Genomic DNA, 18,405 nt, shown 5'->3' with positions numbered 1-18,405 from the left:
AATTATTATAAGAAAAAGTGCAAAGATAAATTTTAGCATGTAAGGTCCCCTCATCCGAAAGTAATTTCATAGATTATTATAGTATACAAATATTAAATTTCCAATTGTTTACTGGTTAAAAATGAGAGGTCAGACATGTTTTGTATGTTGTAATGGAATGATTATTCGTAATGGATTTTGTATTTTTCGTAAATGTCATGTTGTGATGAACGTGTGCATATTCCCAATCACGATCATTAAAATTTATGTTTCGGGGAGGGAGAAGTGGAACGACATCGAATAAGTTGACGAAACGAAAGCTACTAGCTACTTGCAGTTTATAATAATTTCGAAAGGCGATATCTCCAACTTTTGGAGAGGCAAATGTATAAAGACCGTACTGTGCGAAGGCAGTATTTATACGTGCATCTAGTATGTGTAGTGTAGCGAGTGCACCTCCTAAGCTATGGCCTGTTGCAAGAAGTTTCTTATGGGCTGGTAATGACACGAGCATATCCATAATAGGATCCCGGCAAGATTCATAAATTGAAAGAAAGCCGTTATGGACATTGCCGCTATTTAAAGCGTATGGGTATGGCCTTTGGTTGACGAGTGAATCGATAATCCAATCTGTATCTGTTTGTGTGCCCCTGAAAGCTACAATGATCGTATCCTCAGATTCTAATATGAACCCAAACCATTCCATCGTTTGAATCGCTTTTCCTTGAAAGCCTTGTACATATTGGAATCCATCAGGTATTTCAAAAATCCCATTTTGTTTATATTGTTCATACGTTAGATCGCAGCAAGATGCTAACAGTATGGCAGTATCTTTATCGAAGGATAAAGGAGTACGCATCAAGAAAGCCCTCCTTAAGAAAAGGTATAGTTCAATATATGCAGTGAGGGACTTGATTCATTCTTTTTGAAAAAAGGCTATTTGGAAAACCAGTTGATGATCCAGAAGTTCAAAACTTTGTCGGTCAGCATATGAAGGTAACTCTTAAGTATGTCGCGGAGAAGAGGCGGTGTATTCTTTAAGTGAAAAAGTAGAGGATGTAGAAGGGTTTTATGAAAACATTATAATAAGATGGTGCGATATACTTGTAATGAGGAAGTGTATAGAGAGAATATAAGTGTTTAATTTTAAATAGCAAAATAAGAGCCTTATTACAATTCACATGTAGCAAGACTCTTTAAGTTTCTTTATTAAATTCCTCATTTAAAATGGATAATAAAGGTGTTTAATTATGAAATCTGTATGTAAAAACTTTTATTTTACAAGTATTAATATATCATTTTTATATTCAAATGAGTAATCGCCCGCTTTTTCTAATAGAACAGGTAAATATTCTTTTACCATTTCAGCAATCCCTAAATTAGAGGGATTCAGTATCCAATCGATTTGCTTCCAATCGAGAATACCTTCTCTAGTTTTTTTTATAGATTCACTCTCTAATATTGTATCTACTTCAAATAAATACACATATAATCCATCTTTTTTATGATCACTAGTATTCCATGTAATGATCCCCTTTGAATAGTACTGATTTACATTGAATCCTGTTTCCTCAAACACTTCACGAATTGCACCCTCATCAGCAGTTTCACCTATTTCATTTTTGCCACCAACACCGTTCCACACGCCCATAATCGGTGCCTTTTCACGATTCAACATCAAGACTTTATCCTTACTTTTTAAGAAACATACGTTATATTTAAACACTTAATCAGCCCCACATTTAAATGTATTTCTTATTTATATAAGTATATAATACAAATCCGTCAAGTACTATTTCTATACTTTATAACACTTTTATTTGTTTTTTAAACAATTTTATTATCTTATTATAGGAAGAAGAGACATGGCTTAATAAAGCGATGGAATACTATATGATTCAAAATGGTTTATACAGTCCAAAAGAAAAAGATAGTTCCCTATGAAGGAGGGGACTATCTTTTTCTAGTGTTTTATTCTTTCCCATCTAAAAGGCGACCAAGTCCGCCTAAAACGCTGCCTTCACCGCTATTTTGAGCTGCTGGGCTTGTAAGACGTGCTGCTAAGCGGCTAAGTGTTAAGGACTGAATCCAAACCGTTCCAGGACCTTCTAGCGTAGCGAAGAATAAACCTTCGCCGCCAAATAGAGCTGTTTTTACTTTTCCAACGAATTGAACATCGTAGTTAACATCTTTTGTCATTGCAACGAGACAACCTGTATCAATGCGAAGTTTCTCGCCAGGTTTCAATTCACGCTTATATACAGTTCCGCCTGCATGCATGAAAGCTAGACCATCACCTTCAAGTTTCTGCATGATGAAACCTTCACCGCCGAAGAAACCAGTTCCTATTTTTTTAGTAAACTCAATTCCGATAGAAACACCTTTTGCGGCACAAAGAAATGCATCTTTTTGGCAGACTACTTTTCCTTGATATTCTGTTAAATCAACAGGAATAATTTTTCCAGGATAAGGAGCGGCGAATGATACGTGTCGTTTGCCATGACCTGTATTTGTAAATACAGTCATAAACATACTTTCACCTGTAACGAGACGTTTACCTGCGCCCATTAATTTACCGAATAGACCACTAGATGGTCCAGAACCATCACCGAAAATCGTTTCCATTTCGATATGATCTTCCATCATCATCATTGCGCCAGCCTCAGCGATAACGCTTTCTTCTGGATCTAATTCAATTTCAACAAACTGCATATCATCGCCATATAATTTATACTCGATTTCATGTGCTTGCATTTTTTCACCTCATCATATGTAGTAATTATATTGTACAGAAATCAACGGAATTAAAATACTGTAGTTTTGTTAATTTTTGAACAAAAATAGAATGGAAATTTAAGATTATACTAGGATTATAAAAAATGATAGGATGAAAGTATTCTCATTTGACGTTTTGGATTCAGCGTGATATAGTGAAAACACTATTGAGCTACATAATGTGGTACGGAAATAAAGCACGTTGTATTAAAGGCTGTAAGCTTGTTATACATTCATGTCCTTTATATCCACCTTTTCATGTGGATTCATAGTTTCATTTTTATTTAGGAGGTACATGACATGCAAACAGGTAAAGTTAAATGGTTTAACGGCGAAAAAGGTTTTGGCTTCATCGAAGTTGAAGGCGGAGAAGACGTATTCGTACATTTCTCAGCTATTCAAGGCGACGGCTTCAAAACTTTAGAAGAAGGTCAAGAAGTTTCTTTCGAAATCGTTGATGGAAACCGCGGACCACAAGCAGCTAACGTTACAAAAAACTAATTAGCTAGCGAAAAAAAGCATTCCGAACTTCGGAATGCTTTTTTTATGCTTTAGAACTAGACTCATCTGAAGATAATTCACCTTTAAAGGTGCGTTCTTCAAAATCATCAAGCAATTGTTCATATTCTTCATGTTCCTCTGTAGCGAAAACTTGTGGGTTTTTTCCATACATATCTGTTCCGATAAAGTTTTCGAAATCCTCTACATAACCAACATTTTCTTCACTATTTACATACATACCGTTATAGTTTTTTGAATCCTGTCTTTCTAAATCGGAGGGTGTTTCTGATGTTCCGTAATTTGCGACGTCTTGCCAAGCGTCTTCAGCATCGTATTCAACAGAATGATCTTCGTCGTGCTTGTGAAACGAAGGAGCTAGCACCTCTTCTTCAACTGGGCGCGTGTTCATATCTAATTTATTTGTAGTGTGCTGAATACACGTTGTAGCAGTTGGCATTGCTTCTAATCTTTCAAATGGAATTTCCTCACCAGACACTTCGCAAATTCCGTACGTACCAGCTTCAATTTTTTGCAGAGCATGTTTCGTATCTTCTAACTGTTTATGCCAAAATTCGATGAGTCCGAAATCTTTCTCACGTTCGTACAATTCTGTAGCCATATCACCTGGATGGTTGTCATAGCTAGACAATTCTCCTACTGAATCACGTTCAGATGCACGGTTTTCATTTTCATGAGTTTGTATCGTTTGTTCAACTTCTTGCTGTTGTTTTTCTAAAATAGATTTAAATTGATTTATTTGTTGTGGAGTTAACATAGTCGTCCACCTTCCTACAATTCGGTTTCTTTACATAGTATGAGCGTTCGCAGTAGGAATTATGAGATGAATTTCAGCTGGGAAGTTGGTATATGAAAAAAGGAGCTGCGTAAGCAGCTCCTTTTTATAGGAAGTATCCAAGCAATAATCCGATTCCCATTAGGAGACCGAAAATTGTATTTGTTTTTGCTGTTGAAATCATCGCAGGTACCATTTCCATTGGAATGCTTTTGCCGATAAAGCCTTTCGTCGCTTTAAATGCTTTCGGTGCACTTAAGAATACGATAAGCATCCATGGTGATACGATGTTAACGATGATTAAAGCGATTGTCCAAATGTAGGAAACGATGAACATAGAAGCAAGTACACCAACTGCTCTTTCGCGTCCAACGAGAATTGCTAACGTTTTACGACCATTTTCTTTATCACCATCTAAATCACGAATATTGTTAGATAGTAAAATTGCACCAATTAAAATGGAGCTTGGAATAGATAATAAAATCACTTCTGATGTTACTGCCCCTGTTTGGATAAAGAATGAAATACCAATAATAATGACACCCATAAATAATCCTGCTGTTAGCTCTCCAAATGGTGTATATGCAATTGGAATGGGGCCGCCAGTGTAAAGGTAAGCAACGGCCATACAAACAAGACCGATTGCAGCAAGCCACCAGCTAGAGTTCATACAAATATAAACACCTAATAGCGTTGCGATGCCTAAAAATCCGAATGCTAAGTTAAGCACGGTTTTTGGTTTAATGCCATCGCGGACGATAGCACCGCCGATTCCAACTGAACCTTCATGATCGAGTCCTCTTTTATAATCAAAGTATTCATTAAACATGTTCGTTGCTGCTTGAATGAGAAGGCAAGCAAGAAGCATCATAAAGAAAAGAGGAAGATGTATTTGATTTATACCTCCGACCTGCATTGCATAAGCTGTTCCGATGAAAACAGGAACGAAAGCTGCTGTTAATGTATGGGGACGTAATAAACTCCACCAAATGCGCCAGCCGGTTTGTTTACTTGGCTTTTGCGCTGTAGGAGAGGAATTCGTTTCGACGTTCATTTCCATGTTGAACCCTCCTTGGTCACATATTGTACACAATTAAGTGTAGAAAAAGCATCATTTAGTGTCAACGTTTATTTTCTAGGAAGAGAAGGTGAATTTCTCAGAAATGCTAAACGTTGACAGGCCTTTCCTTTGAGGTGTATCTTAAAATCAAGCGTAATTATGACTATTTTTCGCCCATAGGGGGGAGACAATTGTGATTCAAACGAAACAAAAAGGCTTACAAGAAGTTCTTGTTACAGCTATTAAGCGTGCGACTGATGAAAAAACATTAGTTAGTTTTGTAAAACAAATAGATTGGGTGGATCCACTTCTGTTTTATGCAGCAGGAAAAAGGGTCTCATTCGAAAATAGATGTTATTTTGCAGACCCAGCTCAGCATGTAATATTTGCTGGAATTGGCTCTGTTTTCACTATAGCAAATTCTTCTCACAAACGCTTTCAAACTGCTCGTGACGAGTGGGATAAAGTGAAAGAGAAAGCATTTGTACAAAGAGAAGGATATGAATTTGGAACAGGTCCTCTTTTATTTGGTGGATTTTCATTTGACCAAGAAAAAGAAAAAACGAATCTTTGGAAAGAATTTGATGATACCACATTTTCACTACCAGCATTTTTATTAACTGTAAAAAATGAAAAAGCGTGGTTAACCATTAATCAGTTCGTTTCAGCTGAAGATTGTGCAGAAACTCTTTATAACGAAATTATTTCTGTAGAAGAGAGAATTTTACAAGAGAGTAAATGTGCACTAGAAGGATCAAAATTAACAGTTACTTCTAAAGTAGAAGTTGATCCGAAGGGCTGGATGAATGCGATTGGAAAAGTTCAGGATGAAATGAAGCAAGGGAACGTGCAGAAGGTTGTATTAGCAAGGGAGCTAAAATTAACGATGGATCAGCATATTGATTCCGTTCTTGTTTTAGAAGCGCTTCGCATTGGGCAACCGGATTGTTACGTATTTTCTTTTGATTATAAAGGAGCATGCTTCTTAGGGGCGACACCTGAGCGATTGATTCGAAAAGAAGGCGAGAAGTTTACATCGATGTGCCTTGCTGGTTCAATTGGTCATGGCAATTCTATAGAAGAAAGTAAACAAAATGGTGAGACGCTTCTTCATGATGAAAAGAATTTGGCTGAACACGGTTATGTAGTTAACATGATTCGAGGTGTGCTAAGTGAGCATTGCGAATCTGTTAATATTCCGGAGAGCCCGGGCTTATTAACGACGAAAAATTTAATCCATTTATATACGCCAGTAGAAGCAAAAGGCGATGCAAGTCTTTTAGCGATGGTAGAAGAATTACATCCAACACCAGCTCTTGGTGGTACACCTCGTCATGAGGCGTTGAAATTAATCCGTGATGTAGAGCTTTTAGATAGAGGATTATATGGTGCCCCAATTGGCTTTATAGATGATGAAGGAAATGGTGAATTTGCGGTTGCACTTCGCTGCGGATTATTAAACGGCGAGAAAGCATCCTTATTTGCCGGCTGTGGTATCGTAATTGATTCAGTAGCGCAGCTTGAATATGAAGAAACAAGTTTGAAGTTTAGACCGATGCTTGGTGCTTTGGAGGAATTAATGAAATGAACAATCATATAGAAGCATTATCATATTATTTAGGCGCGTTCGTGGACGAACTGACGCGTCTAAATGTATGTGATGTTGTTATTAGTCCAGGCTCACGTTCAACGCCGATTGCCTTACTAATGGAACAACATGAAGGAATAAAAACATATTTACATGTAGACGAAAGATCAGCAGGATTCTTTGCGCTTGGTATTGCGAAAGCAAAAAAACGTCCTGTTGCACTATTATGTACGTCAGGGACGGCAGCTGCGAACTATTATCCAGCTGTATGTGAAGCGTTTCATTCACGAGTGCCGCTTATCGTATTAACGGCGGATAGACCGCATGAATTACGAGATGTGGGTGCACCACAGGCGATGAATCAATTTAATTTATACGGTACTTTTGTGAAGCAATTTATGGAGATGGCACTTCCGGAGGCGAGCGAAACGATGTATCATTACGCTCGTATGACGACACAGCGTGCGATAGCAAGCGCACTTCTAGCACCGCAAGGACCTATCCATCTCAATTTTCCGCTTCGCGAGCCGTTAATCCCAGATTTTTCATTAGAAAGCTTATGGGATAAAGGGCGTGGTGAATATACAGGAGTAGTTCAGCAAGGAAATGTGACGATGCCGAGTGAATATGTAAATTCTCTTGTAGGGCGCCTTTCAAATATGGAAAAGGGGCTTATTATTTGTGGAGACGGCAGTCATCCAGAAATCACAGAAGTTGTTATGAAAGTAGCTGAGAAAACAGGGTATCCAATATTAGCGGATCCACTTTCTAACCTCCGTAGTGGTAATCATGATAAAACGATGATTATAGATTGTTATGATACATTTTTACGAAATGAATTGTTAAAAGAAACGTGGAAGCCAGATGTTGTAATTCGTTTCGGCGGAATGCCTGTTTCTAAAGCATTAACGCAGTTCATAAAGAAGCAAACGAAGGCAGTTCATATCGTTGTTGATGAATCCGGACAATGGAGAGATCCGGCTGTTGTTGCGACAGAAGTGGTACAAGCAAGTGACATTGAATTTTGCAGAGCATTACTAGAGAAAATGCCAGTTATGAAAAAGAATGATTGGTTCGGAATGTGGAAACATATAAACGAGAAAACGAGAGAAACACTTCATGAGATGGAAACATATGAAACAGCATTTGAAGGAAAAGTAATTACGGATATTGTACGTGTATTACCAAAAGGGGCAACGTTATTTGCGAGTAATAGTATGCCAATTCGCGATACAGATTCATTTTTCTTCACATCGGATAAAAACATTCAAGTAATGGCGAACCGCGGTGTAAATGGTATTGATGGAATTATTTCAACTGCTTTAGGAGCGAGTATTATTTGTGATCCGCTCGTATTAGTAATCGGTGATTTATCATTTTATCACGATTTAAACGGATTATTAGCTGCAAAATTACATGAATTAAATATAACGATTGTTGTTGTAAATAATGATGGTGGAGGTATTTTCTCATTCTTACCACAATACGAGAAAAAGGAACATTTCGAATCATTATTTGGAACACCAATTGGGCTTGATTACGAGCATGTTGTCAAAATGTATGGTGGTTCATTTAGCCGTGTAGATGGATGGGAAAACTTCCGAGAAGAAGTACAAACTGGAACGACAACGAAAGGATTACACGTTGTGGAAATTTGTACGAATCGCGAAGAAAACTTGAAATTACATCGTGAATTATGGACAAAAACAATGGACGTTATTACTACATCTTTGCAAGGTGAATCAAAATGAAAGTAACATTGCAAGGTGTATCGTATGAATATGAAGTAGTCGGAAGCGGGGAACCACTTCTACTTCTTCATGGTTTTACGGGAAGCATGGAAACGTGGCGTTCCTTTATTCCTTCTTGGAGCGAGCAGTTTCAAGTCATTTTAGTAGATCTTGTTGGACACGGGAAAACGGAAAGTCCTGAAGATGTGACGCATTATGATATTCAAAATGTGGCGCTGCAAATGAAAGAACTACTGGATCATCTTCATATTGAAAATGCACATGTACTTGGCTATTCAATGGGCGGGAGACTTGCGATTACGATGGCATGCTTATATCCAGAATATGTGCGTTCGCTTCTTTTAGAAAACTGTACAGCTGGACTTGAGAGTGAGGAAGAGCGAAAAGAACGCAGGGAAAAAGATGAACGACTTGCCGATAAAATTGAGCAAGAAGGTATCCGAATTTTTGTATCGATGTGGGAAAATATTCCGCTATTTGAAACGCAAAAACGTTTAGCGCAAAACGTAAAAGAAGCGGTGCGAAAAGAACGACTTGCTAATAATCCAAAAGGACTTGCAAATAGCCTTCGTGGCATGGGAACAGGTGCTCAGCCTTCATGGTGGAACGAATTGCAAAACTTAAAAATGCCTGTCCTTTTACTGAATGGAGAAAGCGATGAAAAGTTCTTTCGCCTATTAAAAAACATAGAAAAATGCATCCCTCGCGCGAATTTTGTCAAAATTGATGGTGCTGGCCATGCAATTCATGTGGAACAACCGGAAAAGTTTGATACAATAGTAAAGGGATTTCTAAAAACTATGCAGTGATGCTTTTTTCAGCAAGAAGGAAGTTGCACTTATAGAGGAGATCAGAAATATAAAAGGAGGTAATAGTAATGACTATTGAATGGGTAAAAGAAGGCAATTACGAAGATATTATTTATTCAACATACAATGGCATCGCAAAGATTTCGATTAACCGCCCTGAAGTACATAATGCATTCCGTCCTAAAACGGTAATGGAGTTAATCAATGCTTTTGCGCACGCTCGTGATGATGCAAATGTTGGCGTTATCATTTTAACAGGTGAAGGTGGACGTGCATTCTGTTCTGGCGGCGACCAAAAAGTTCGCGGTCATGGTGGCTATGTAGGTGACGACCAAATCCCACGTTTAAACGTATTGGACTTACAACGTCTAATTCGCGCAATCCCTAAACCAGTTATCGCAATGGTAGCAGGTTATGCAATCGGTGGTGGACACGTACTTCATATTGTATGTGACTTAACAATCGCTGCAGACAACGCTGTATTCGGACAAACAGGTCCTAAAGTAGGAAGCTTTGACGGTGGATACGGAGCTGGTTATTTAGCTCGTATGGTAGGCCATAAGAAAGCTCGTGAAATTTGGTACCTATGCCGTCAATATAGTGCACAAGAAGCGCTTGATATGGGCTTAGTAAACACAGTTGTACCATTAGAGCAACTTGAAGCAGAAACAGTACAATGGTCACAAGAAATTTTAGCAAACAGCCCAATGGCACTTCGTTTCCTAAAAGCTGCATTCAACGCAGACACAGACGGTTTAGCTGGTATACAACAACTAGCTGGAGACGCAACGTTATTGTACTACACAACTGACGAAGCAAAAGAAGGCCGCGACGCGTTCAAAGAAAAACGTACTCCGGACTTCGGTCAATTCCCTCGTTTCCCGTGATCAAAAGCGGAGCCGACTGTTTAGCCCCGTAGGCTAAGGTTCTTTCGCACAGAAAGTGTTTTTTACTTTCTCTTGCGGAAGGTTCTTAGACGGAAGGGGCTAGGAGGCGCAGCTGGATGTGATCAAAAGCGGAAGCAGCTCGCTTAGAATGTGAGGGGGATGGAGCTTCTGACAAAGAGGCGCTTTTTGCCCCGCACACAATGTGAGACGCAGCCCGAAGATCAAAACCGGAAACAAAACAACTAAGAGACTTGATTTTATATCAAGTCTCTTTCTTTCATGAAAGGAGAATGAATAATGGAGACGATGCCGAATTGGTTAATGCAACGTGCATTTTTAACACCAGATCGCACTGCAATTGAAATAGAGGATGAAAAGGTTACTTTTATGCAGCTGCATGAAAAAGTAGTATCTGTTTGTGAACAACTTTCACATGTAGGAGTGAAGCGGGCGCAAAAGGTGGCTGTTCTGATGAAAAATGGTATGGAGATGATTACAGTTATTCACGCCTTATCTTACGTAGGTGCAGTAGCTGTGCTTTTAAATACGCGTCTTTCAAGAGAAGAGCTACTTTGGCAAATGGATGATGCTGAAGTTGTTTGTTTAGTAACGGATCAAGATTTTGGGGCTAAGGATGTTCCCGTATATTCATTTGCTGAAGTGATGAATGGACCGAAGGCGGAAGCATCTATACAAGAAGAATTCTCTTTAGAAGAAGCGATGACAATTATTTATACGTCAGGGACGACAGGGAAACCGAAAGGCGTTATTTTAACGTACGGTAACCACTGGGCAAGTGCAGTTGGTTCCGCGCTTAATTTAGGGCTTCGCGAAGATGATTGTTGGTTAGCTTGTATGCCAATGTTCCATGTTGGCGGGCTATCTCTTTTAATGAAAAATATTATGTATGGTATGCGCATTTTACTCGTTCCGAAATATGATGCTAATTTTATTCATAAAGCACTTCAAACGAGAGGTGTTACGATTATTTCTGTCGTTTCTAAAATGTTAACTGATTTATTAGAGAGACTTGGAGAAGAGACATATCCATCTTCTTTACGATGCATGTTACTTGGCGGAGGGCCAGCGCCGAAGCCGTTATTAGAAACGTGTGTGGAAAAAGGAATTCCTGTGTATCAAACGTACGGTATGACAGAAACGTCGTCGCAAATTTGTACGTTATCAGCAGATTATATGTTAACGAAAGTAGGATCAGCTGGAAAACCTCTATTTCAATGCCAACTTCGTATTGAAAAAGACGGCGTAGTAGTGCCGCCCCGTGCTGAAGGTGAAATTGTTGTAAAAGGACCGAACGTAACAGGTGGCTACTTTAACCGTGAAGATGCGACGCGTGAGGCGATCAGAAATGGCTGGCTTCATACTGGTGACCTCGGTTATTTAGATGAGGAAGGATTTTTATACGTATTAGATCGCCGCAGTGATTTAATTATTTCTGGTGGGGAAAATATATATCCAGCTCAAATTGAAGAAGTATTGCTCTCTCATCCAGCGGTAGTGGAAGCGGGTGTTGTCGGTATGAAGGACGAAAGTTGGGGCCAAGTACCTGCTGCTTTTGTTGTAAAAAGTGGAGAGGTAACAGAAGAAGAAATTCTTCGTTTTTGCGAAGAGAAATTAGCGAAATATAAAGTGCCGAAGAAAGCATGTTTCTTAGAGGAATTACCACGAAATGCTTCGAAGAAATTGTTAAGACGAGAGTTAAGACAATTAGTGGAGGAGATGTAAGTGGAGATAAAAAAAGCGACACTTTATATAACAGAAATGCCACTCGTTATCCCATTTGCCGCAAGTTACGGAACTTACGAAAAACGTGAAAGTATCGTCATTGAATTAGAAGATACGGATGGATATGTTGGTTTTGGGGAAGTCGTTGCGTTTTCTGAGCCTTGGTATACGGAAGAAACGGTGAAGACAGCGCTACATGTACTTCAGGATTTTTTATTACCAGATTTATTGAAAGCTGAAATCCCTCATCCGAATGAAGTACCGTCTTTGTTCCAACATATAAAGAGAAACCGAATGGCAAAGGCCGGAATTGAAGGTGCTGTTTGGGATTTATATGCGAAGCGTCAAAAGCAGTCATTAGCGACATTACTTGGTGGAACTAGGACTGAAATTGAAGTCGGCGTTGTGATTGGGATCAATACGATTCCGGTTATGTTAAAACAACTCGAGAAGTACGCGCAAGAAGGATACGAGCGCTTTAAAGTGAAAATAAAGCCAGAACATGATTACGAATTACTGAAAGAAATTCGCAAAGAGTTTCCGCATATCCCGTTAATGGCTGATGCGAATTCAGCTTATACATTAGCGGATACGGAGAAATTGAAACGACTAGATGAATTTCAATTGATGATGATTGAACAACCGTTAGCGGATTATGATTTTCTTGATCATGCACAACTGCAAAAGAAAATTGAAACACCGATTTGTCTAGATGAAAGCATCCATAGTTTAGAAGACGCACGTGTTGCGATTACGCTTGGTAGTTGCCAAATCGTTAATATTAAACCGGGGCGAGTGGGCGGATTAACAGAATCCATTCAAATCCATAATTATTGTATGGAGCATAATATCCCGGTTTGGTGCGGCGGTATGGTGGAAATGGGGATTTCACGAGCGCAAAACGTTGCGCTTGCTTCATTGCCGAACTTTACGATTCCTGGAGATATATCTGCTTCTAGCAGACATTGGGAGAAAGATATTATTTCACCGGAAGTGATGCTTGAGGGCGGGAAAGTGGTTGTGCCGCAAAGTGTTGAAGCTGAGTATGAAATTGACCGCGGAAGATTGGAAGAAATCACGAAGCAGCGGATTATTTTGGAGAGGTAAATTTAATCTTTAATCAGGATGCCCACAAATAGCGGGAGAATTTTGTCGTTAATTGTCGGTAAGTCGATATATTTCAATAATCGCTGATATAATTCGAGTTACGGTCGATATAATTGAAAAATCGCCGATATAATTCAAGTTGTGGTCGATATATTTGGAAAATCGCCGATATAATTTCATTCACCAATACGCGATGCACTATTTTATAAAAAAATACGAAAAGGTTACTCTTACGGGTAGCCTTTTCGTATTGTACAAATTGGATAGACTAGTTTACAATCGAGCTTATGAAAACGGAATGAGGTAGGGGGACTAAAATGAAGCACATTTCAATTTTAATAGCTGATGATGAAGCGGAAATTGCTGATTTAATTGAGATACATTTAGAAAAAGAGGGTTACCACGTCGTTAAAGCAGCTGATGGAGAAGAAGCCATGCATATTATTCAAACTCAACCAATCGACTTAGTGGTTTTAGATATTATGATGCCGAAAATGGATGGATATGAAGTGACGAGGCAGATTCGCGGCAAGCACCACATGCCAATCATTTTCTTAAGTGCGAAAACATCTGATTTTGATAAGGTGACAGGTCTTGTGCTAGGCGCAGATGATTATATGACGAAGCCTTTCACACCGATTGAATTAGTCGCACGTGTAAATGCACAATTACGTCGATTTCTTACGTTAAATCAACCGAAAGTAGCGGAGAATAAATCTGCTTTAGAAATAGGCGGAGTCGCTATTGATCCTGAGCGAAGAACAGTAAATGTGTACGGAGAGCCAATTGAATTAACACCAAAAGAATTTGATATTTTATATGTATTAGCAAGTCACCCGAAGAAAGTGTACAGTGTGGAAAATATTTTTCAGCAAGTATGGGCTGAAGGGTATTACGAAAGTGGAAATACAGTTATGGTACATATCCGTACTTTGCGGAAAAAACTTGGAGAAGATAAAAGAAAGAATAAGTTAATAAAAACAGTGTGGGGAGTAGGGTATACTTTCAATGGCTAAAAAGATGAGAAGCTTTCGATCGAAGATGGTTATGCTATTTGCGTTAAGTATGATATTAGCTGCTGGCGTAACGTATTTACTTTATGAAGGATTACGGATCTATTATAAATTAGTAGTTCGTTATGAGGATCCTTTAGCCCAATTTCGTTCAATGGTAAGACAAATTGGGGATATTAATTTCTTTTTAATTATCTTCATCCCTCTATCCATTATGTTTTTCTTCTTCCTTACTAGACCATACTTAAAATATTTTGATGAGATTTCGAACGGGATTCATCATTTGGCGAACGGTGATTTTACAAATCAAGTTCGCGTTTCATCAAATGACGAGTTTGGATATATTGCTCGTGAAATAAATGTAGCGAGTGAGAAATTAAAAGAAGCAGTTGAACGAGGAGACTTTGCGGAAAGTAGTAAGGATCAGCTCATTGTTAACTTAGCTCATGATTTAAGAACACCATTAACTTCTGTTTTAGGTTATTTAGATTTAATTCTTAAAGATGAGAATTTGACGAAGGAACAAATTAAACATTTTTCCACAATTGCTTTTACGAAATCGGAAAGGCTTGAAAGCTTACTTGATGAATTATTTGAAATAACGAGAATGAATTATGGCATGTTGCAGCTGGAAAAAAGACCAATTGATATAAGTGAATTACTTATACAGTTAGAGGAAGAATTGTATCCGTTATTAGAAAAAAAGGATTTAGAGGCGAGATTGAATATGAATCCGCATTTACCTATTAATGGTGATGGGAAATTATTAGCTCGAGTCTTTGAAAATCTTTTAACGAATGCGATTCGTTACGGATATGATGGGAATTTTGTTGATATGAACGGATATATTGATCATGAAGAGGTAGTTGTACAAATTATTAATTACGGAGATAGCATTCCAGAAGAGGATTTACCATATTTATTTGATATGTTTTATACAGGTGATAAGGCAAGATCAGAGCAGCAAGGTAGTACAGGCCTTGGGTTATTTATTGCGAAAAATATTGTCGAGCAGCATAACGGTACCATTTCTGCTGAAAGTAATGTAATTAGAACGATATTTGAAGTGAGATTACCAAAAGAAGAGAATCAGGCGATTTAATAAAAATTTAAACTTTACCCCACTTTTTATTTTAATAGTTTTTTCTATTCTATACGTAAGTTACGTTAAGGAGGAACTAGAAATGAAAAAGTGGGTATTTATTTCTCTTTTTATATTATGTACAGTCTGTGTAGGCTTTTATATATCACCATTATTTCAAAAGGATATCGATGTTAAAATTGCAGAAAAAGATAATAAGGTAAAATCGGCGAATATTGAAAAGGTAGAGGTTACAAAAGAAGAGATTTATAAGGGAAATCTATTATTAGTTAATAAAGATTACCCAGTTAAAAAAGATAGCATTAGGTCCGACATTATAAATGTAAATCACAATAGTGAATTAGTAAGAGGTTATGTGGTATTTGATAGAAATCTTCGTTTATCAAAGGATATTGTAAAAAAGTTTTTAAACGTTGTCGATGCAGCTGGCAAAGATGGAGTACAGCATTTCTTAATGAGTAGCGGGTATCGAGATTTTAAAGAACAAAGTAAATTATATAAAGAAATGGGATCCGATTATGCACTTCCAGCAGGATACAGTGAACATAATTTAGGGTTATCACTCGATGTAGGGTCTACTCAGAAGAAAATGGAGAAGGCTCCTGAAGGAAAATGGATTGAAGAGAACGTCTGGAAATATGGATTTGTTTTACGTTATCCGAAAAATAAAAGTAATATTACGGGTATTCAATATGAGCCATGGCATATACGCTATGTAGGCTTACCTCATAGTGCGATTATGCAAAAAGAGAAAATTACATTAGAGGAATACTTGGACTTTCTAAAAGAGAAAAAAGAGATCTCAACGGATGTGGAAGGTAAGAAATATACGGTTTCTTATTATAAAGTTTCAGATCGTATGAACGTGAATGTTCCGGTGAATAAGCAGTATGAAATTTCGGGGAACAATATGGACGGGGTTATTGTGACGGTTCAGGAATAGAGAAGAAAGCTATCTGAAATAGATAGCTTTTTAATCGCTTTTAAACATTATAACGTTATATTTACTTCTTCCTTTTTTTATGTTACGCTAAACGTGTGAAAGAGATATGAAAAATGAAATTTTAATGTAAGCGTATTCTTATGGCTTCTTATAGAAAAGGGTGGAAATACAATGACAGAACGATTCGTACTACGTAATGTGAAACGTGTGAACGGGGAAGAGATTGACATTGTAGTTGAAAATAATAAAATCGCTGAGGTGACAAAAGCTGGTGCTGGCGAAGGTGTAGAGGTTCTTGATTACTCAGGTACTTACGTATCGAGTGGTTGGATTGATTTACACGTTCATGCTTTTCCAGAGTTTGATCCGTATGGCGATGAGGTGGATGAAATTGGCGTTAAGCAAGGGGTAACGACAATTGTTGATGCGGGTAGCTGCGGGGCTGATCGCATTACGGATTTAGTATTAAGTAGAGAACAGGCAAAAACGAATTTATTTGCCTTTTTAAATATTTCTCGCATCGGTTTGAAACGAATTGATGAATTATCCAATATGGAATGGATAGATAAAGAGAAAGTAATAGATGCAGTAGAAAAGTATAAAGATGTAATCGTTGGGTTAAAAGCGAGAATGAGTAAAAGTGTCGTTTGTGATAGCGGAATTGAACCGCTGCACGTAGCGCGCTCTTTATCTCGTGAAACATCATTACCGATTATGGTACATATCGGTTCAGCGCCTCCACGTATAGAGGAAGTTGTACCTCTTTTAGAAAAAGATGATGTCATTACACATTACTTAAACGGGAAAGAAAATAATTTATTTGATGAAGAAGGCAAACCGCTACCTGTGTTAATCGATGCAGTGAATCGCGGTGTTCACTTAGATGTTGGGCATGGCAATGCTAGCTTTTCTTTTAAAGTAGCAGAAGCAGCGAAGCGTCACGGCATTGCTCTTAATACAATTAGTACAGATATTTACCGGAAGAATCGTATACACGGTCCAGTTTATAGTATGGCTAACGTTCTTTCGAAATTCCTTTACTTAGGTTACACGCTCGAAGAAGTGATTGATGCGGTTACGAAAAATGCAGCAGAATGGCTTAAGAAACCAGAGCTTGGCCGCATTCAAGAAGGGGATATTGCGAACTTAACTTTGTTTACGGTTAAAGATGAACCGATTACGTTAATTGATTCAGAAGGGGATCAGCGCATTGCTGAAAGAAGAATTGATACGAAAGGGGTTGTAATTAATGGGTCATTCATTGAATGCTAAGTATGGATTAAAAAGAGTTATTAATGCGAGCGGTAGAATGAGTATTTTAGGTGTATCGGCTCCGACAAATACAGTCATGGATGCGATGAAACATGGTGGACAAAATTATGTAGAAATTGCAGATTTAGTAGATAAAGCGGGAGACCATATTGCTAGCATTCTAGATTCAGAGGCAGCAGTTGTTGTGAACTCAGCATCGAGCGGAATTGCGCTTTCTATCGCTGGTATTGTGACGGGAGGAAATCGTCGTAAAAGTGAACGGCTTCATCAAGAGGTTATTGCGAAAAATGAAGTGATCATGCTGAAAGGTCATAACGTTCAATACGGTGCTCCTGTTGAAACGATGATTTATTTAGGCGGCGGTAAGCTCGTTGAAGTAGGTTACGCAAATGAAGGGAAAGCAGAGCATATTGAAGATGCGATTGGTGAAAATACAGCAGCTATTCTTTATGTAAAATCCCATCATGCAGTGCAAAAAAATATGATTTCTGTTGAAGAAGCATGGGAAGTTGCACAGCGAAATAATGTACCACTTATCGTTGATGCGGCAGCTGAAGAAGACATTCAAAAATATGTGAAGTATTCAGATCTAGCAATTTATAGCGGTTCAAAGGCGATTGAAGGACCTACTTCTGGTATTGTTGGCGGTAAACGAAAATATATTGAATGGCTAAAGGTGCAATTACATTGCATCGGAAGAAGTATGAAAGTTGGGAAAGAGACGACTTTCGGTTTACTTCAAGCACTGGATGAATACGGAGTGAAAGAAGATAAGAGTGAACAAGAAAAAGAATTGTTGCAAGTACTTATGCCGCTGAAAGAGTTAAACGGTGTAAATGTAACAATCGTTCAAGATGAAGCTGGAAGATCGATCTTTAGAGCGCGTATTCATATTAACGAGAACGAATTAAATAAAACTGCAAAAGATGTTGTGACCGCGTTACGCGAAGGGGAAATCGCAATTTACACACGTGATTACGGAGTAAGACAAGGGTTCTTTGATATCGATCCACGTCCACTTCAAGGTGATGATATACATGTGATTGAAGAAAAAATGAGAGAAATTGTAGGGGGAAACTAAA

Annotated in this window: 17 protein-coding genes and 1 pseudogene; 13 read left to right on the top strand and 5 right to left on the bottom strand. The window is 38.2% G+C overall.

Features of this window, described 5'->3' with window-relative positions; all coding sequences use genetic code 11:
• Positions 1 to 115: 115 nt before the first annotated feature.
• Together NSQ47_RS17765 and NSQ47_RS17760 are read right to left on the bottom strand one after the other, a co-directional pair.
• Positions 116 to 838: a lipase family protein gene (locus tag NSQ47_RS17765; RefSeq protein ID WP_002112553.1), complete on the bottom strand. Its 723-nt coding sequence runs from the start codon at positions 836 to 838 to the stop codon at positions 116 to 118.
• Between the two features lie 414 nt (positions 839 to 1,252).
• Positions 1,253 to 1,705 (bottom strand): NUDIX hydrolase, encoded by a 453-nt coding sequence (locus tag NSQ47_RS17760; RefSeq protein WP_033714891.1) that lies wholly within the window; start codon positions 1,703 to 1,705, stop codon positions 1,253 to 1,255.
• A gap of 128 nt (positions 1,706 to 1,833) precedes the next feature.
• On the opposite strand from NSQ47_RS17760, the pseudogene NSQ47_RS17755 reads away from it, so the two are divergent.
• Positions 1,834 to 1,923: pseudogene (locus NSQ47_RS17755) on the top strand (MerR family transcriptional regulator); the annotation flags it as partial.
• A gap of 27 nt (positions 1,924 to 1,950) precedes the next feature.
• Here NSQ47_RS17755 and NSQ47_RS17750 read toward each other — a convergent pair.
• Positions 1,951 to 2,733, bottom strand: a complete 783-nt coding sequence (locus NSQ47_RS17750; RefSeq protein ID WP_002160055.1) for a TIGR00266 family protein — start codon at positions 2,731 to 2,733, stop codon at positions 1,951 to 1,953.
• Positions 2,734 to 3,054: 321 nt separating this feature from the next.
• On the opposite strand from NSQ47_RS17750, the gene cspD reads away from it, so the two are divergent.
• Complete coding sequence (gene cspD / locus NSQ47_RS17745) at positions 3,055 to 3,255, top strand: cold-shock protein CspD (RefSeq protein ID WP_001193051.1); 201 nt, start codon at positions 3,055 to 3,057, stop codon at positions 3,253 to 3,255.
• 43 nt (positions 3,256 to 3,298) lie between these two features.
• On the opposite strand, the gene NSQ47_RS17740 is transcribed toward cspD, so the two are convergent.
• Positions 3,299 to 4,030, bottom strand: coding sequence for a yteA family sporulation protein (locus NSQ47_RS17740; RefSeq protein WP_002112546.1), 732 nt, complete (start codon positions 4,028 to 4,030; stop codon positions 3,299 to 3,301).
• Between the two features lie 124 nt (positions 4,031 to 4,154).
• Positions 4,155 to 5,108, bottom strand: coding sequence for a 1,4-dihydroxy-2-naphthoate polyprenyltransferase (locus tag NSQ47_RS17735; protein WP_002112545.1), 954 nt, complete (start codon positions 5,106 to 5,108; stop codon positions 4,155 to 4,157).
• 193 nt (positions 5,109 to 5,301) lie between these two features.
• Between NSQ47_RS17735 and NSQ47_RS17730 the strand changes: the two genes are divergently transcribed.
• The 11 genes from NSQ47_RS17730 to NSQ47_RS17680 all read left to right on the top strand — a co-directional run bounded on the left by NSQ47_RS17730 (position 5,302) and on the right by NSQ47_RS17680 (position 18,404).
• Entirely contained in the window at positions 5,302 to 6,696 is a 1,395-nt protein-coding gene (locus NSQ47_RS17730; protein WP_002112544.1) for an isochorismate synthase, read from the top strand.
• The gene (menD, locus tag NSQ47_RS17725; RefSeq protein ID WP_341037567.1) at positions 6,693 to 8,447 is read left to right on the top strand and encodes a 2-succinyl-5-enolpyruvyl-6-hydroxy-3-cyclohexene-1-carboxylic-acid synthase; all 1,755 of its coding nucleotides are present in this window, start codon (positions 6,693 to 6,695) and stop codon (positions 8,445 to 8,447) included. The genes NSQ47_RS17730 and menD overlap by 4 nt, the downstream gene beginning before the upstream one ends.
• Entirely contained in the window at positions 8,444 to 9,256 is an 813-nt protein-coding gene (gene menH / locus NSQ47_RS17720) for a 2-succinyl-6-hydroxy-2,4-cyclohexadiene-1-carboxylate synthase (protein WP_341037566.1), read from the top strand. Before menD ends, menH begins: the two co-directional genes overlap by 4 nt.
• A gap of 68 nt (positions 9,257 to 9,324) precedes the next feature.
• A complete protein-coding gene (gene menB, locus NSQ47_RS17715) occupies positions 9,325 to 10,143 on the top strand; it encodes a 1,4-dihydroxy-2-naphthoyl-CoA synthase (RefSeq protein ID WP_002112539.1) in 819 nt (272 codons plus the stop codon).
• A 297-nt stretch (positions 10,144 to 10,440) separates the two neighbouring features.
• The gene (locus NSQ47_RS17710) at positions 10,441 to 11,886 is read left to right on the top strand and encodes an o-succinylbenzoate--CoA ligase (protein ID WP_341037563.1); all 1,446 of its coding nucleotides are present in this window, start codon (positions 10,441 to 10,443) and stop codon (positions 11,884 to 11,886) included.
• Entirely contained in the window at positions 11,887 to 12,993 is a 1,107-nt protein-coding gene (menC, locus tag NSQ47_RS17705) for an o-succinylbenzoate synthase (protein WP_341037562.1), read from the top strand.
• 317 nt (positions 12,994 to 13,310) lie between these two features.
• On the top strand, positions 13,311 to 14,009 hold the full coding sequence (locus NSQ47_RS17700; protein WP_002160063.1) for a response regulator transcription factor: 699 nt from the start codon (positions 13,311 to 13,313) through the stop codon (positions 14,007 to 14,009).
• Entirely contained in the window at positions 14,002 to 15,108 is a 1,107-nt protein-coding gene (locus NSQ47_RS17695; protein WP_341037560.1) for a sensor histidine kinase, read from the top strand. The genes NSQ47_RS17700 and NSQ47_RS17695 overlap by 8 nt, the downstream gene beginning before the upstream one ends.
• An 82-nt stretch (positions 15,109 to 15,190) precedes the next feature.
• Positions 15,191 to 16,051: a D-Ala-D-Ala carboxypeptidase VanY gene (locus NSQ47_RS17690; RefSeq protein ID WP_002160065.1), complete on the top strand. Its 861-nt coding sequence runs from the start codon at positions 15,191 to 15,193 to the stop codon at positions 16,049 to 16,051.
• Between the two features lie 171 nt (positions 16,052 to 16,222).
• Positions 16,223 to 17,323: an amidohydrolase/deacetylase family metallohydrolase gene (locus NSQ47_RS17685; RefSeq protein ID WP_341037558.1), complete on the top strand. Its 1,101-nt coding sequence runs from the start codon at positions 16,223 to 16,225 to the stop codon at positions 17,321 to 17,323.
• Positions 17,301 to 18,404 (top strand): DgaE family pyridoxal phosphate-dependent ammonia lyase, encoded by a 1,104-nt coding sequence (locus NSQ47_RS17680; RefSeq protein WP_002112526.1) that lies wholly within the window; start codon positions 17,301 to 17,303, stop codon positions 18,402 to 18,404. Before NSQ47_RS17685 ends, NSQ47_RS17680 begins: the two co-directional genes overlap by 23 nt.
• The last annotated feature ends 1 nt before the right edge of the window (position 18,405 follow it).

The organism is Bacillus sp. FSL R10-2780 (assembly GCF_038006125.1).
In the GTDB taxonomy this organism is placed as follows: Bacteria; Bacillota; Bacilli; order Bacillales; family Bacillaceae_G; genus Bacillus_A; species Bacillus_A cereus_U.
The sequence above is the reverse complement of the archived record's forward strand: the minus strand, read 5'-3'. Positions and strand labels throughout refer to the sequence as shown.